Here is a 15,008-nt window from a genome sequence, read left to right as displayed (position 1 = left end):
TTAGGACAGTTTCCATGCGCGCAAGCCGCTTTTTATTTGCAACGTTAAGAGAAACCCCAAATGATGCAGAAGTGATTTCGCATCAGCTCATGCTTCGAGCCGGGATGATTCGTAAATTGGCTTCAGGTTTATATACTTGGCTGCCGATGGGTGTACGTGTGTTAAATAAAGTTGAAGCGATTGTACGCGAAGAAATGGATCGCTCTGGCGCACTAGAAGTGTTTATGCCCGTAACTCAACCCGCAAGTCTCTGGGAAGAATCAGGCCGTTATGTGCAATATGGCCCAGAGTTGTTACGCTTTAAAGATCGTCATGATAATCCGTTTGTGCTTGGCCCAACCCATGAAGAAGTGATTACCGATCTGGCACGTAACGAACTGAAAAGTTATAAGCAATTACCTGTTAATTTCTATCAGATTCAAACCAAATTCCGTGATGAAATCCGTCCACGTTTTGGGGTGATGCGCTCACGTGAATTTATTATGAAAGATGCCTACTCTTTCCATGTGGATCAAGCATCTTTACAAGAAACTTATGACAATATGTATGACACCTATTGCCGTATTTTCACACGTTTGGGACTCAATTTCCGTCCTGTACAAGCCGACACAGGTTCAATTGGTGGTTCGGGCTCACATGAATTTCATGTACTAGCAGACAGTGGCGAAGACGATATCGTATTTTCGACTGAATCCGATTACGCCGCTAATGTTGAAAAAGCTGAAGCGGTACTCGTCGGTGAACGCGCTGCACCAACACAAGCCTTGACAATTGTAAACACGCCAAATCAGAAAACTATTGCTGATGTCTGCGCATTTTTAAAGGCAGATGCTAAACAGTCGGTTAAAGCCTTACTGGTACAGGGCAATGCTGATGAAAAAGGCAACATCCCTGTGATTGCGCTATTTTTGCGTGGTGATCATGAGCTGAATGAGATCAAGGCAGAGCACCATCCTTTAATTGCAGCACCTTTAACCTTTGCCACTGAAACGCAACTCCAAGAGCTCGGCTTAACTGCGGGTTATGTGGGTCCACAAGGCTTAGTTGAAAAAGGCGTGACTGTGATTGTAGATCGCGCTGCATCTGTATTATCTGACTTTATTGCAGGCGCAAATGAAGCAGATCAACACGCAACAGGTGTGAACTGGCAACGTGATGCACAGTTCAGCGAAGTCTATGATCTGCGTAATGTGGTCGATGGTGATCCATCTCCAGACGGCAAAGGTGTACTGCAAATCAAACGGGGAATCGAAGTCGGACATATTTTCCAACTTGGACAAAAGTATTCTGAAGCGCTGAACTGTACCGTTTTGGGTGACGATGGAAAACCACTTACTGTCACTATGGGCTGTTATGGCATTGGGGTGACACGTGTTGTGGCATCTGCCATTGAACAAAACTATGATGACAAAGGCATTATCTGGCCTTCTGCGATTGCACCGTTTGAAATCGCCATTGTGCCAATGAATGCGCACAAATCACCAAAAACACTGGAAGCCGCAGAAGCACTTTATGCCGAATTACAGGCTCAAGGCTATGATGTTCTTTTGGATGATCGTAATGAACGCCCTGGGGTTAAATTCTCGGATCTTGAATTAACAGGTATTCCGCATCGTATTGTGATTGGTGAAAAAGGTTTGGACGCTGGAACCTTTGAATATAAAGGTCGTACTGATGCTGAATCAGTCAATTTAAGCAAAGAAGAATTACTGGCGAAGTTACAAGCTTAATCTTCATAAGGTAAAAATAAACCGTACGCTGAAATATCAGAGTACGGTTTTTATCATCTCAAAATAGCTCAAAAAAAAGCCAAACCGAAGTTTAGCTTTTCTATCAAATTACACCGAGTGCATTAAGCGCCAGTTTGATATTCAGCTTGAGCTACCGCTGTTGAAGCTTGATACGGATGTTTAAAATCATTTAAACCTGCCGCAGCCTCATGAATATCCTTACCTTCTTTCACCACAAAACTATCAAAGCCAGAGCGCTTTAAATAATTCAGGACATCTTTGAAAATATCCCCTACCGCACGCAATTCGCCTTGATAACCTTGACGGCGTAACAGCGCAGCAAAGGAATAACCACGACCGTCATTAAAACCGGCAAACTCGATAAAAATGGTATCAAAATCATTGAGCGGAAATTCGTGTGTTTCAGGAGAATCATCTACAGTGATATACAGCGCTTTTTTGCCCTGAATATTCGCCAGTTGATCGAGTTGCGCTGTGGTCACCACCACATCACCTTGAGGAACAATCCCATCTTCAGCGATCAGTTGATAGGTATTATCTACGATCGTGCCATCTTTAAGCAGCACCTGTAAGGCTGGATTAAGCATATGCACGCTCCTTAAATGGTTGAATGCCGACACGACGATACGTATCAATAAAGCGTTCTTCGCCAGTACGTAAATCGAGATAGGTATTCAAAATTTCTTCGATTACATCAGGAATAACATCCGCAGCAAATGATGGCCCTAAAATGTCACCAATTGAAGCATCATGATCTGAGTTTCCACCTAACGTGATTTGATAGAATTCAGCACCTTTTTTATCGACACCCAAAATGCCGATATTCCCCACGTGATGATGACCGCAGGCATTCATACAACCCGAGATATTTAAATCCAGTTGACCCAGATTATAAATGGTATCTAAATCTTCAAAACGGCGGGTAATCGCTTCTGAAATTGGAATCGATTTCGCATTTGCCAATGAACAGAAATCACCACCCGGGCAGCAAATAATATCAGTCAAGAAACCAATATGCGCGCGCGCCATGTCATTCTGCTCAAGCGTTTGCCACAATTCAAACAAGTCTTTTTGTGGCACATCGGCCAAAGAAATGTTTTGTTCATGTGTGGTGCGCAGTTCACCAAAGGTGTATTTGTCTGCCAAATCGGCAATCAAATTCATCTCTGCGGTGGTCATATCACCCGGCGCAACCCCAGCACGTTTTAGATTAATGGTGACAATACGATAACCTTTAACCTTATGGGCATTGGTATTGACATTAAACCATTGTTTAAATTTAGGATGCTCAGCAAATAAGGCTGTAAAATCCTGATCTTCAAAGTTTTGATAGTCAAACGGTGTGAATACCTCATCCAGTTTTTTCAAGGTTTCTGGCTGGATTTTTAGAGGCTCACGCGTATGTGCAAATTCTGCTTCAACTTTTTCAGCAAACACTTCTGGAGTTAAAGCTTTCACCAAAATCTTGATGCGTGCTTTATATTTATTATCACGGCGACCATGCAAGTTATACACACGCAATACCGCTTCCAAATACGCAATTAGATCTTCACGTGGTAAAAATTCACGAATAAAGCTGCCAATGACTGGGGTACGACCTAAACCGCCACCGACTTTGATTTTATAACCAACTTCACCTGCTTCATTTTTGACGATATAGACGCCAATGTCATGAAACGAGGTTGCTGCACGGTCTTTTTCTTCCAATGCAGACACTGCAATTTTGAATTTACGTGGCAAGAATGCAAACTCAGGATGGAAAGTACTCCACTGACGGATCAACTCACAAGTCGGACGCGGATCAGCAATTTCACCTGCTACCACACCTGCATATTGGTCAGTAGTGGTATTACGGATACAGTTCCCACTGGTTTGAATAGCATGCATTTGTACAGTAGCTAGTTCAGCCAGAATATCTGGTACATCTTCTAGCGCAGGCCAGTTCAATTGAATATTCTGACGTGTTGAAACGTGTGCGTAACCACGGTCATATTCCGTCGAAATCTCGGCAATTTTACGTAATTGTTTTGAGTTCATTAAGCCATACGGCACAGCAATACGAAGCATTGGCGCGTAACGTTGTACATAAAGACCGTTTTGCAGACGCAATGGACGGTATTCATCTTCAGTAAGCTTTCCAGCAAGATAGCGTTCTGTTTGATCGCGGAACTGAGCAACACGTTCATTGACCAGTTGTTGATCGAAATCAGTATATAAATACATGGCGTATGGCTAGTAGATTCATGGTAAAGGCGGATAGCATAACGAGCTTTGATTCATCAACAAAATGCTTTTTTTGGATATTTAATAACGATTTTATTGATAAGACGTTTTATTGCGCCTTTTATATGAAAAAGCCCAGAGTTAATCTGAGCTTTTCCATTTATTTAACCATGTTGATCGTTATTTGGCATCAGGTAAGGCATAGGCCACTAGATAGTCGCCCATCTTGGTGCCAAATGAACCATGACCACCCGCCATAATCACCACATATTGTTTACCACTGATCTCATAAGTCATGGGTGTTGCCTGCCCGCCTGCTGGCAAACGTGCTTCCCAGAGTTTCTTACCATTACTCACATTAAATGCACGTAAATAGTTATCCTGAGTTGCTCCCACAAACATGACATTTCCTGCTGTGGAAATCGAACCACCTAGACCCGGCACACCAATTTTAACTGCTGGTAACTGGAACAGATTTGGCAAGCTGTCACGAATCGTTCCAATCCGTTTTTTCCATACCACTTGATGCGTGTTTAAATCCACACCCGCCACATAACCCCAAGCAGGTTGCTTACACGGCAAACCAATTGGAGAAAGGAACGCACTAATTTCAACACCATATGGAACACCATACATGGGTTGAACACCTTGCTCCGTTCCCGCACCTTTGGCTGTTTCCACACGGCTTGGATCCTCTGGGATTAGACGACTCACAAATGGCAAGCCAATTGGATTCATGACCGCAACCTGACGGTCAGGATTCACTGAAATACCGCCCCATTCAAACACGCCAAGATTACCCGGGAAAACCAACGTCCCATTTTCAGATGGCGGTGTGTAAATACCATCATAATTCAACCGTTTAAATTGAATACGGCAGACCAGTTGATCAAACATCGTACCACCCCACATATCTTTATCTGTGAGCTTGTTTTGTGGTGCTAAATCTAGATCAGAGAAAGGCTGTGTGGCCGAATAATGTTCGCCTTTGGTTTGAGGTCCACGTTTTACGGTTTGTGGTACAGGACGTTCAGTAATTGGCACAATCGCCTTACCATCACGGCGATCCAGTACAAAGACATTCCCTGTTTTGGTGGTGACATAGACCGCAGGCACCATTTGACCTGATTTATCTTTTACATCAGCCAATGTCGGTTGTGATGGTACGTCCATATCCCACAAATCATGATGTGTGGTTTGGAAATGCCAAATTAATTTTCCAGTCGAAGCATTTATGGCCAATACAGAGTTGGCATAACGCTCTTTCAGCGCAGTACGATCACCACCCCAGATATCAGGCGTACCTACACCTGTTGGCACAAAAACCACATCTGCTTTGGCATCATAAGCAAGCGGTGCCCATGCATTTGGAGAGTTATGTACAAAAGTCTGACCCGGTGCAGGAATTGCATTTGGATCTTCTGCACCTGTATCAAATACCCAAAGCAGTTTGCCTGTATTGACATCATAACCACGAATTACGCCAGACGGCTCTTTACTTGAGTAGTTATCGGTGACAGAACCCGCAATCACAATTGTTGTTCCTGTGACAACTGGTGGAGAAGTTGGGTTATAACCCCCTGGATAGGCATAAGGCATATCTTTTTGAAGATCAACCTGACCATTCGTACCGAAGTCAGAACATGCTTTGCCCGTGTCTGCATTGACAGCAACCAAACGACCATCATTGACTGGTAAAATGATCTTACGTGGACATTCCGTTGAACTCGATGTTTTGTTTTGCAAACTGGTCGCAAAACCATCGGTATTGGCTGCATCAAAATAAGAAACACCACGACAGGTTAAATGCTGATAAGTTTTATCTGCTTTTAGTTTTGGATCAAAGCGCCATTTTTCTTTACCTGTTGCAGGATCTAAAGCAATCAACCATTGATGTGTGGTACACATATACATGTCATTGCCAATTTTGATTGGCGTGACCTGATTGGTCGTTTCTCCAGAGTCATTGCCACTTTTTAAATCGCCAGTACGGAATGTCCAAGCAACTTTTAAATCTTTAATATTTTGTTCATTAATTTGATTGAGGGGTGAATAACGAACACCTGCTTGGGTACGCCCATAAGCTGGCCAGTCTTGTTCAGCCACACCATCCACTTTTTGAGCAGTTGCAGGTTGTTGATTTTGAATAACCCCATTAATTTCCTGTGGATCATTAAAAATCGAATACACCATCACCGCAATGGCAATGACCAGTGTTGAAGACAATACAATCTTGCTTGGCGCAACATTGACCATACCGCGGGTAATGGCTGGAATAAGCAACCACAACCCGAATAACCCTAAAATATCTAAACGTGGTGCCAGTGCCCAGAAGTCTGTTCCGACTTCCCATATCGCCCAGATAGTTGTACCCAGCATCAGTGCTGCATAGAGCCAGATTGCTGAAACAGAACATTTGCCCAGCAAAATTGCAAAGGCAATAAACAATAGTCCTATTACTACATAATAGAAAGACCCACCTAAAAAGGTAAGCCAGAGACCTCCAGCGAGCAGGACCAGCCCAAATACCATGGCAATAATCACGGTAAAGGTTCTGAGCCCTGAGTGTGAAGATGGTTGAGTCATAATACCACCCTATTCATTTGTGTTTTTTATATAGAAATTAAAACGCTGTTTGCAATTTAATGCCGCCAACCCATGTGTTATCACCATTTTTATAGGCACCTACATGGCGTACGTATTGAATATTTGGACGAATCGTCAGCCAGTTATTCGCATGAATACCGTAATAAAGCTCAGTATTGTATTCTTCATCCTGATCGGTATCTAAATCACCGTTCACTTCAATACGCGCAAAACCAATCGCGACATCATCTTGTGGACGTTGCTCAAATGGCCCTTTATAAACGAGGCCGATATTTTGCATATTTCTAACCGTATTGGTATCCGAATCATGCAGCGTGAGGTTAATAAAACCGCTCAGACCGCGATCTGATTGATCATTCACTCGAGTAAGCTGTTGTTTGGCAACCAACCAGCCACCCTGTTTATGTGAAGTTTGTTGCGGATTATTAATTTCTGCGGCATCCGCAGTACTGTAATAATAGCCCAGACGGTATTCGCCATTGAGTGCTTGTGTACCCCATTTCGGAGACCAAACCACCTCAGCAGGAATAATCGCGCCATGTGAACCATCGGTACTCAGGTTAAAACCTTTACCGCGCTCCAGATTTTCTGGGTTGTATTCATATACCCCAATTTGAGTATATAAATCGGGCTGCCAATTGTATTTAACGCGTAATGCCCACTGACTCACTGGCCAGTTATACCATTGATCGCCGACCCAGTTACCCACTTGCGAACCACATAAAGCAAGGTTTTGAAAATCGCAGTCGAAACTATTAAAGTCTTCGCCCTCACCAAAACGACCGACTTTAATATCCAACGCCTGATCAAAAAATTTCTTTTTAATCCAGAGGTCGGTTAAACGCCAAGTTTGCCCACGTCCCCAGATTTCCTGCGTTGAACTTAAATGTCCATCTAGCGCAGGTGAAGTTTGAGACAGTGAATGTCCATTACGTTCAGTTATGGTGATTTGTGCTTCAGTATCATCCCAACCCGCTATTTTACTTAAGTCAAGATGAGTGCCCAACGAAAACTGATCGGCATATTCTGTACCATGATTCGAGGTTTTTTTTGAATCCAGAACATTTGCCAATTCGCCCGTATAACCAAAACTAAAGTCATATCCTTGTTGCTGTAACTCAGTACGTTTTCCATTCCAGTCACCAAACATCCACGGACTTGATGAATCAAATGCGGATGCAGCGTGCGAGGTTTGAGCAAAAATACTGAGCGATAAAACAGATAAACAAGAAACAACTAAAGATGAATTAATTGTCATGTTTACGTAACCTTTTTATATATTTATGCGATAAAGATTACGATAATTCAAAGCATAACAATTTATTCAAAATGTTAATTATTTGATTAAAATCACTTTTATTGTAGCTATTCGTTTAATTTGTCACCATTTTCCGTCCCCTAAACCCTGTGCAATAAAATCATAGCGTGGTTGTGATCTTGAAAATTTAATCGGGCAAGCCAACTGAGGTTCGGTTTGATCAGTTTGTTCAGATAACGGCACATCGACCACCCAACCTCGCTCAACAGCAAGAGGGGTATGCAATGCTTCTTCTAAACTTAAAACAGGTTCAACACACACATCTAGCGCAGCAAATACATGATGCCAATGCGCATAATCCTGAGTTTTAAATTGATCTGCCAATGCCTGTTTAACCAATTGTCGACCTTCTGGATGAAATGAGGCCCCTTTTTCTAATAAAATGGGTAAATCTAGTGCCGCTGCAAGTCCTGTCATAAATTGTGGTTCAAGACTACCTACCGACATATAGCGTCCATCTTTGGTTAGATAATAGTCATAAAAACTACCGCCATTTAATATCGCCTGCTCAGGTTGCTGCACAACATTTGCTGCCAGACTTGCCGAAGCTGCCATACTATTGAGACCCGCCACACAATCGGTCATGGAAATATCAATATATTGCCCTTGTCCACTTTGACTGCGCTCCACCACAGCCGCCAAAATACCAATCACCGCATGTAACGAACCGCCTGCCACATCGGCAATCTGAATGCCCAAAGGCGGTGGCCCGCTCTGTACCCGCCCACTATGTCCCATAATGCCAGACAAGGCTAAATAGTTAATGTCATGCCCTGCCCGATCTTTATAACTTCCCGTTTGCCCATACCCCGTGATGGAACAATAAATCAGGCGAGGGTTGATCGCCGACAATGTGGCGTAGTCCAGCCCAAGTCGTTGCATGACATCAGGACGAAATTGTTCAACTACAATATCAAATTCTGAAATTTTCGATTTAATCAAATCAATACTGGCAGGATCTTTTAAATCGAGTGCAATCGATTGTTTGTTACGGTTGAGATAGCTATGCGATGTGGCTTGACCATTGGCATAAGGCGGCATAATTCGAACCAGATCAGGCCGACTTGGTGACTCAATATGAATCACTTCTGCCCCCATATCCGCCAGATACATCGTGGCAAAAGGCCCCGGTAACAATGTTGAAAAATCCAGTATTTTCAGTCCGTTTAATGCCGTTGTCATGGTTATTTTCATCCTAAAACTATTGTCTTTTTAGTCATCTTAGGGATATAAAAGAATCAAAACAATGTCATGTTCAGCCATTTACCTTGATCATTTCGGCAATTTAACATGTAAAAAGTGATTTGCTGTTGTTGTAAATCGCCAATTGAACATTTTTTAGAGTCATTTAGGTCAATCAAAAGTGAACATAAAAGAGACTGAAGGATTTAACATGAGTCGCGATACCATTAGTATCCATTTCGTGAATGCGGCTTTGACTGGTGTTAAACGCCTAGGCATGGATGTCGAAACCCTGCTTTCGCATGTTGGGATTGAAGCAGAATTATTACGTCAACCCAAAGCGCGTATTTCGCCAGAACAGTACACTCGTTTTATCAAAATGCTCTGGATGGTCACTCAGGATGAGCATGTTGGCTTTGATGTTCAACCACGCCGTTTAGGCACTTTTGCCATTATGTGTCAGTTGATTATTCATGCAAAGACATTAGGTGAAGCGCTCGATTTATCTTCTCAATTTTATAAACTTTTTGGTGACGAGTGGTCGGTCACTTTAGAGCGCGATAAACATGAAGCGCGTCTGGTACCGATGATTCCTAAAAGTCTGGATCCTGATCATTTTATTACCGAAAGTATGCTGATGATTTGGCATGGTTTGGCTTCGTGGTTGATTGAACGTCGTTTGCCACTTGAACGGGTTCATTTTGGTTATCCTCGTCCTGCACATGCTGATGAATACGATGCATTATTTTTTGCCCCTGTGATGCAATTTGACATGCCACGTACCGAAATTACGTTTGCGGCAGATTATCTGGATTTACCGATTCGCCAAAATGAGAAAACACTAGAAGAATTTTTAAAAGCTGCACCTGCACAGCTTTTGGTCAAATTTAAAAATACCAATTCTCTGACTTCACGCATCCGTGATGTCCTTAAAAGTCAGATTGGTGAAGAAATGCCAACGCTCAATGATGTGGCATCTATGCTTTATCTTTCTCCGCAAACACTGCGCCGCCGTCTGGCTGCGGAAGGTAAAAGTTATCAAGGTGTCAAAGATGCTTTGCGTCGAGATGCCGCCATTCACTTGTTGCTAAATCCAGATTTGACCCTTGAAGATGTTGCGCAACAGGTTGGATTTAGTGAAACCAGCACCTTCCACCGTGCCTTTAAAAAATGGACTGGGGTTACGCCAGGTTTATATCGACAATTACACGGTTATCATTAAGGTTTAGCTTTGTAGTTTGTAGATAGACAGTCTAAAGATTAGGCTGTCTATTAGCAAAAAGCCACTGTTCTATTCCCTTTGGGTAAACAGGATATTGTTCTGAAACAAGCTGCTGTGAAGTCATCCATTGCGCAATATAAGTTGAACCATCGGATTCATAGCCGTTTATTTCAGTCTGGCTATATAATGTGGGATCAACAAATTCTGCTTCATACACAAAAACAACTTCGTGCCCTTGCTGACCATCAAAACTAAATAAATTTTCCAATACGCCTAGAAGTTTTGGATGGGTAATTTGTTGATTAATTTCTTCAAGCACTTCTCTTTCTATTGCTTGTAAGGAGGTTTCTCCAAATTCAATACTACCGCCTATCGGTCTTAGATAATGCTCATTTTTGCTGGGATCATACCCAAAAGAAAGCAAAGATTTATTCCCATATCGGAAAATACACAGGGCTTTTGCTTTAATACTAGTCATTACATTACCCCTAGCCGATTTAAGAATTCTTTTGTCTGCTGAGGCGAAGTGAGTCGAATAAATTGGATATGTTGATAATCAGGGTTTTTCATTAAGTTTAAATATTTTTTTCGATTTTTAGGATAGGATTTGATTAACCAAACAAAAATTGATTGTTTAGACAGAATCAATTTTAAATTTTCCCGATTATTTGAATGTTTCCACAATGGTTTTTGATTCACTAAACCTTTTAATGTTCGTCGAGTAAGACGATACAGATTCACCCAAAATGGATAATCCAGCCAAATTACCATATCTGCTTGTTGCATAATCATTGGAATGGTGCGTGTATAAAGGCCATCTAATACCCATCCTGTATCAGCATTCTCGGTTGCTATTTTCAGCTTTAAAAACAAAGCCTCATTTGAAGATTCCTGCCAGTCATCCAACCAAAGTAAATCATCCAATTCGATATAAACAAGATTTAACTGCTTAGAAAGTTGTTTGGCGAGTGTGCTTTTCCCTGAACCTGTTGTGCCAATAATATTAATAAATTTCATATAAATAGATTGTTTTTTATGGCTGCATAGTTTACTCATCAAGCGATGCTTGATCAAGTTTCTATATCAGACAAAGTCTTGGCAAAAAACATCATCCACCAGATGACCTTATCGTCATTGTGTTGGGTCTAAAATCCATTACACTCAAAAGCATAAAAATATTTAAGGTTATAAAAGGAAGAATGATGAGCGAGGCTTATATCATCGATGCCATCCGCACGCCACGCGGGAAAGGAAAAAAAGATGGCTCACTCTACGAAGTCAAACCTATTACTTTGGTCACGACCTTGCTTCATGAGCTACAACAGCGTCATCAATTTGATACCTCAAAAGTTGATGATATTGTTTTGGGCTGCGTCACCCCGATTGGTGATCAGGGCGGTGATATTGCAAAAACCGCAGCAATTGCCGCAGGCTGGAATGATGATGTGGCTGGCGTTCAGATTAATCGTTTCTGCGCCTCAGGCTTAGAAGCAGTAAATTTAGCCGCTCAAAAAGTCCGTTCAGGCTGGGAAGATTTAGTCGTTGCTGGTGGGATTGAATCCATGTCACGCATCCCGATGGGATCTGATGGCGGGCCTTGGGCGCTTGACCCCGAAACCAATTTAAAATCATCCTTTGTTCCACAAGGCGTAGGCGCAGACTTGATTGCAACCTTGGATGGTTATAGCCGTGCAGATGTGGATGCATTTGCTGTCAGTTCACAACAAAAAGCAGCGGCAGCACAGGCCAAAGGTTATTTTGATCAATCAGTCGTGCCTGTGAAAGATCATTCAGGGGTCACGATCTTAGAAAAAGATGAATTTATTAGAGATTCTACCACGGTTGAAGGCTTAGCAAAACTTAATGCCAGCTTTGAAATGATGGGACAAATGGGTTTCGATGCAGTTGCTTTACAGAAATATCCAGAGGCTCAAAAAATTAATCACGTTCACCATGCAGGCAATTCATCAGGGATTGTTGATGGTGCTGCTGTGGTGTTATTGGCCTCTGAAAAAGCAGTCAAAGAACAAGGCTTAAAACCACGTGCCAAAGTGCTTGCGACAGCATTGGTCGGTACAGACCCAACCATTATGTTGACTGGTCCTGCTCCTGCGGCACGTAAGGCATTAGAAAAAGCAGGTTTATCCATTGACGACATCGACCTGTTTGAAGTGAATGAAGCCTTTGCTGCCGTGGTGATGCGTTTTATCAATGAACTGAACGTTCCAGCCGAGAAAGTCAATGTCAATGGTGGTGCGATTGCGATGGGTCATCCATTGGGTGCAACAGGTGCCATGATTTTAGGTACTTTGCTGGATGAGTTGGAGCGTCAGGGCAAGAAACGCGGTCTGGCAACCTTATGTGTCGGCGGTGGGATGGGGATTGCCACCATCATTGAGTTGGTATAAAAACTGGCTGCATTGATCTTGCCACGTTGGAAACACTGTCAAAAATGCTCATTTACACATCGTAAACTGCGCTTTTTTCAAATATTTCCGCCTCGCAAGCTCTGCTTCGCCAGCGTTTTTAAGAAATAAATTTAGGACGATGATGTATGAGCGCTATTAAATACGAAAAAAACGCTGACAATATTGTAATTCTTACCCTTGATTCATCGGGTCAATCTGCGAATACCATGAATGCAGAATTTCGTGATTCACTAGATAAAGTCAGCCAAAAGCTCAAAGTTGAAACTGATCTCAAAGGTATTATTTTCCGTTCTGCCAAAAAAACCTTCTTTGCAGGCGGTGATTTGGATGAGCTTATTCAGGTTCAACCTGAACATGCTACTGAATTTTTCAAGATGATTGAAAAACTCAAAGGTGACCTACGCACGATTGAGACATTAGGCGTTCCTGTTGTAGCTGCGCTGAATGGTACTGCATTAGGCGGTGGTTGGGAAATTGCTTTAGGTTGCCATTACCGCATTGCAATCAACGACCCTAAAACCAAGTTTGGTTTACCTGAAGTCACTTTAGGTCTACTACCAGGTGGTGGTGGTATCGTGCGTATGGTCCGTCTGCTCGGTTTACAAAATGCGTTTCCATTCTTAATGGAAGGTAAGCAATTTGGCGTGGATCAGGCAAAATCGCTAGGTTTGGTGCATGACACCGCTGAGAATGAACAGGAGCTGTTAGAGAAAGCGATTGTTTGGGTGAAGGCGAATCCTAAGAGTCAGCAACCGTTTGATGTCAAAGGCTACAAGATTCCAGGTGGCGATCCAAAAACTCCCGCGGTGGCTCAGGTATTGGCGATTGCTCCTGCGATGCTACGTGATAAAACCAAAGGTTGCTACCCTGCGCCTGAAGCCATTATGGCGGCAGCAGTAGAAGGCGCACAGGTGGATGTGGATACCGCTTTGCGTATCGAATCACGTTACTTCACTCAGCTTACCATCGGTCAGATTTCTAAAAATATGATCGGTACCTTCTGGCATGGTCTCAATGCAATCAAGTCTGGTGCAAGCCGTCCTGCGGATGTTGCTAAATGGCAAGCGAATAAAGTCGGTGTTTTAGGTGCAGGCATGATGGGTGCAGGTATTGCCTACTCAACCGCCATCAAGGGCATTCCAGTGATATTAAAAGACGTATCGGTCCAAAATGCTGAAAAAGGCAAAGCTTATTCGCAAAAGTTACTCGATAAACGTGTTTCACAAGCCCGCATGACCGCTGAAAAACGTGATCAAGTCCTGTCTTTAATTACCGCAACGGCCAATGCAACTGATCTACAAGGCTGTGATCTAATCATTGAAGCGGTATTTGAGAATCAAGAACTTAAAGCCAAAGTCACACAAGAAGCTGAACAATATTTGGCTCAAGGTGGAATCTTTGCATCAAATACTTCGACTTTACCCATCACTGGCCTTGCAACAGCCAGTAAAGATGCCAAAAATTTCATTGGTTTACATTTTTTTAGTCCAGTCGATAAAATGCAATTGGTCGAAATCATTAAAGGTAAACAAACCTCTGCTGAAACACTGGCTAAAGCTTACGACTTTGTGCAACAAATTGCCAAGACGCCAATCGTGGTGAATGACAGTCGCGGCTTCTTTACTAGCCGTGTGTTTGGTACGTTCGTTCAGGAAGGTATGCGTTTACTTGCTGAAGGTGTGCATCCAGCCAAGATTGAAATGGCGGCATTGAAAGCAGGTATGCCCATTGGCCCATTGGCGATTCAAGATGAAGTCTCTTTGACCTTGTCTGAACATGTTGCCAGTGAAACACGCAAAGCATTACAAGCAGAAGGTAAATATCTGCCAAAAACCCCTGTGGATGAAGTGGTACATACCATGATTCATGAACTTAACCGCAAGGGTAAGGCTGCGGGTGCAGGTTTTTATGACTATCCTGAAAATGGAAAAAAACATTTATGGGATGGACTCAGCCGCTGGACAAAAGAGAATGATATTTCGGAACAGGAGATGATTGATCGCTTCCTGTTTGTTCAAGCATTGGATACTTTGCGCTGTTATGAAGAAGGCGTCTTAGAATCTGTTGTTGATGCCAATGTCGGTTCAATTTTTGGCATTGGTTTTGCCCCGTGGACAGGTGGCGCGATTCAATTCCTCAATCAAAACGGAGTTGAAAAGTCACTACAACGTGCCGAACAACTCGCTGAAAAATATGGTGAACGCTTCAATCCACCACAGTTATTGAAAGACCAAGCACAAAAGAGTGACATCATTCGCTAAACATATGCATGCTCA

The 15,008-nt window shown here is 42.7% G+C and carries 11 protein-coding genes; 4 read left to right on the top strand and 7 right to left on the bottom strand.

What is annotated here, in order from left to right:
* The first annotated feature begins 14 nt into the window (after positions 1-14).
* Positions 15-1,730, top strand: coding sequence for a proline--tRNA ligase (locus EGS47_RS10280; RefSeq protein WP_119686337.1), 1,716 nt, complete (start codon positions 15-17; stop codon positions 1,728-1,730).
* Between the two features lie 122 nt (positions 1,731-1,852).
* Here the strand turns inward: EGS47_RS10280 and EGS47_RS10275 are convergent, their stop codons facing one another.
* From EGS47_RS10275 to EGS47_RS10255, 5 genes are all read right to left on the bottom strand, one after another.
* Positions 1,853-2,338, bottom strand: coding sequence for a DUF934 domain-containing protein (locus tag EGS47_RS10275; RefSeq protein WP_119686338.1), 486 nt, complete (start codon positions 2,336-2,338; stop codon positions 1,853-1,855).
* Positions 2,331-3,974 (bottom strand): nitrite/sulfite reductase, encoded by a 1,644-nt coding sequence (locus tag EGS47_RS10270; protein ID WP_049174809.1) that lies wholly within the window; start codon positions 3,972-3,974, stop codon positions 2,331-2,333. The genes EGS47_RS10275 and EGS47_RS10270 overlap by 8 nt, the downstream gene beginning before the upstream one ends.
* Before the next feature lie 180 nt (positions 3,975-4,154).
* A complete protein-coding gene (locus tag EGS47_RS10265; RefSeq protein WP_119686339.1) occupies positions 4,155-6,560 on the bottom strand; it encodes a glucose/quinate/shikimate family membrane-bound PQQ-dependent dehydrogenase in 2,406 nt (801 codons plus the stop codon).
* Between the two features lie 37 nt (positions 6,561-6,597).
* Entirely contained in the window at positions 6,598-7,839 is a 1,242-nt protein-coding gene (locus EGS47_RS10260; RefSeq protein WP_119686340.1) for a carbohydrate porin, read from the bottom strand.
* A 123-nt stretch (positions 7,840-7,962) separates the two neighbouring features.
* Positions 7,963-9,081, bottom strand: coding sequence for a CaiB/BaiF CoA transferase family protein (locus EGS47_RS10255; protein ID WP_005002124.1), 1,119 nt, complete (start codon positions 9,079-9,081; stop codon positions 7,963-7,965).
* A gap of 211 nt (positions 9,082-9,292) precedes the next feature.
* Between EGS47_RS10255 and EGS47_RS10250 the strand changes: the two genes are divergently transcribed.
* Positions 9,293-10,303: an AraC family transcriptional regulator gene (locus EGS47_RS10250; RefSeq protein ID WP_004992456.1), complete on the top strand. Its 1,011-nt coding sequence runs from the start codon at positions 9,293-9,295 to the stop codon at positions 10,301-10,303.
* Positions 10,304-10,334: 31 nt separating this feature from the next.
* On the opposite strand, the gene EGS47_RS10245 is transcribed toward EGS47_RS10250, so the two are convergent.
* On the bottom strand, positions 10,335-10,781 hold the full coding sequence (locus EGS47_RS10245; protein WP_119686341.1) for an NUDIX hydrolase: 447 nt from the start codon (positions 10,779-10,781) through the stop codon (positions 10,335-10,337).
* Positions 10,781-11,359: an AAA family ATPase gene (locus tag EGS47_RS10240; RefSeq protein ID WP_119686342.1), complete on the bottom strand. Its 579-nt coding sequence runs from the start codon at positions 11,357-11,359 to the stop codon at positions 10,781-10,783. Before EGS47_RS10240 ends, EGS47_RS10245 begins: the two co-directional genes overlap by 1 nt.
* Positions 11,360-11,505: 146 nt before the next feature.
* Between EGS47_RS10240 and EGS47_RS10235 the strand changes: the two genes are divergently transcribed.
* Together EGS47_RS10235 and EGS47_RS10230 are read left to right on the top strand one after the other, a co-directional pair.
* The gene (locus EGS47_RS10235) at positions 11,506-12,711 is read left to right on the top strand and encodes an acetyl-CoA C-acetyltransferase (protein WP_119686343.1); all 1,206 of its coding nucleotides are present in this window, start codon (positions 11,506-11,508) and stop codon (positions 12,709-12,711) included.
* 146 nt (positions 12,712-12,857) lie between these two features.
* Positions 12,858-14,993 carry a 3-hydroxyacyl-CoA dehydrogenase NAD-binding domain-containing protein gene (locus EGS47_RS10230; RefSeq protein ID WP_119686344.1) on the top strand — a complete coding sequence of 712 codons (2,136 nt, stop codon included), beginning with the start codon at positions 12,858-12,860 and terminating at the stop codon, positions 14,991-14,993.
* Positions 14,994-15,008: the final 15 nt, after the last annotated feature.

It is taken from the genome of Acinetobacter sp. FDAARGOS_515 (genome assembly GCF_003938865.1).
GTDB lineage: Bacteria > Pseudomonadota > Gammaproteobacteria > Pseudomonadales > Moraxellaceae > Acinetobacter > Acinetobacter ursingii.
Note: the sequence above shows the minus strand (reverse complement) of the source record. Positions and strands in the feature narration are given on the sequence as shown.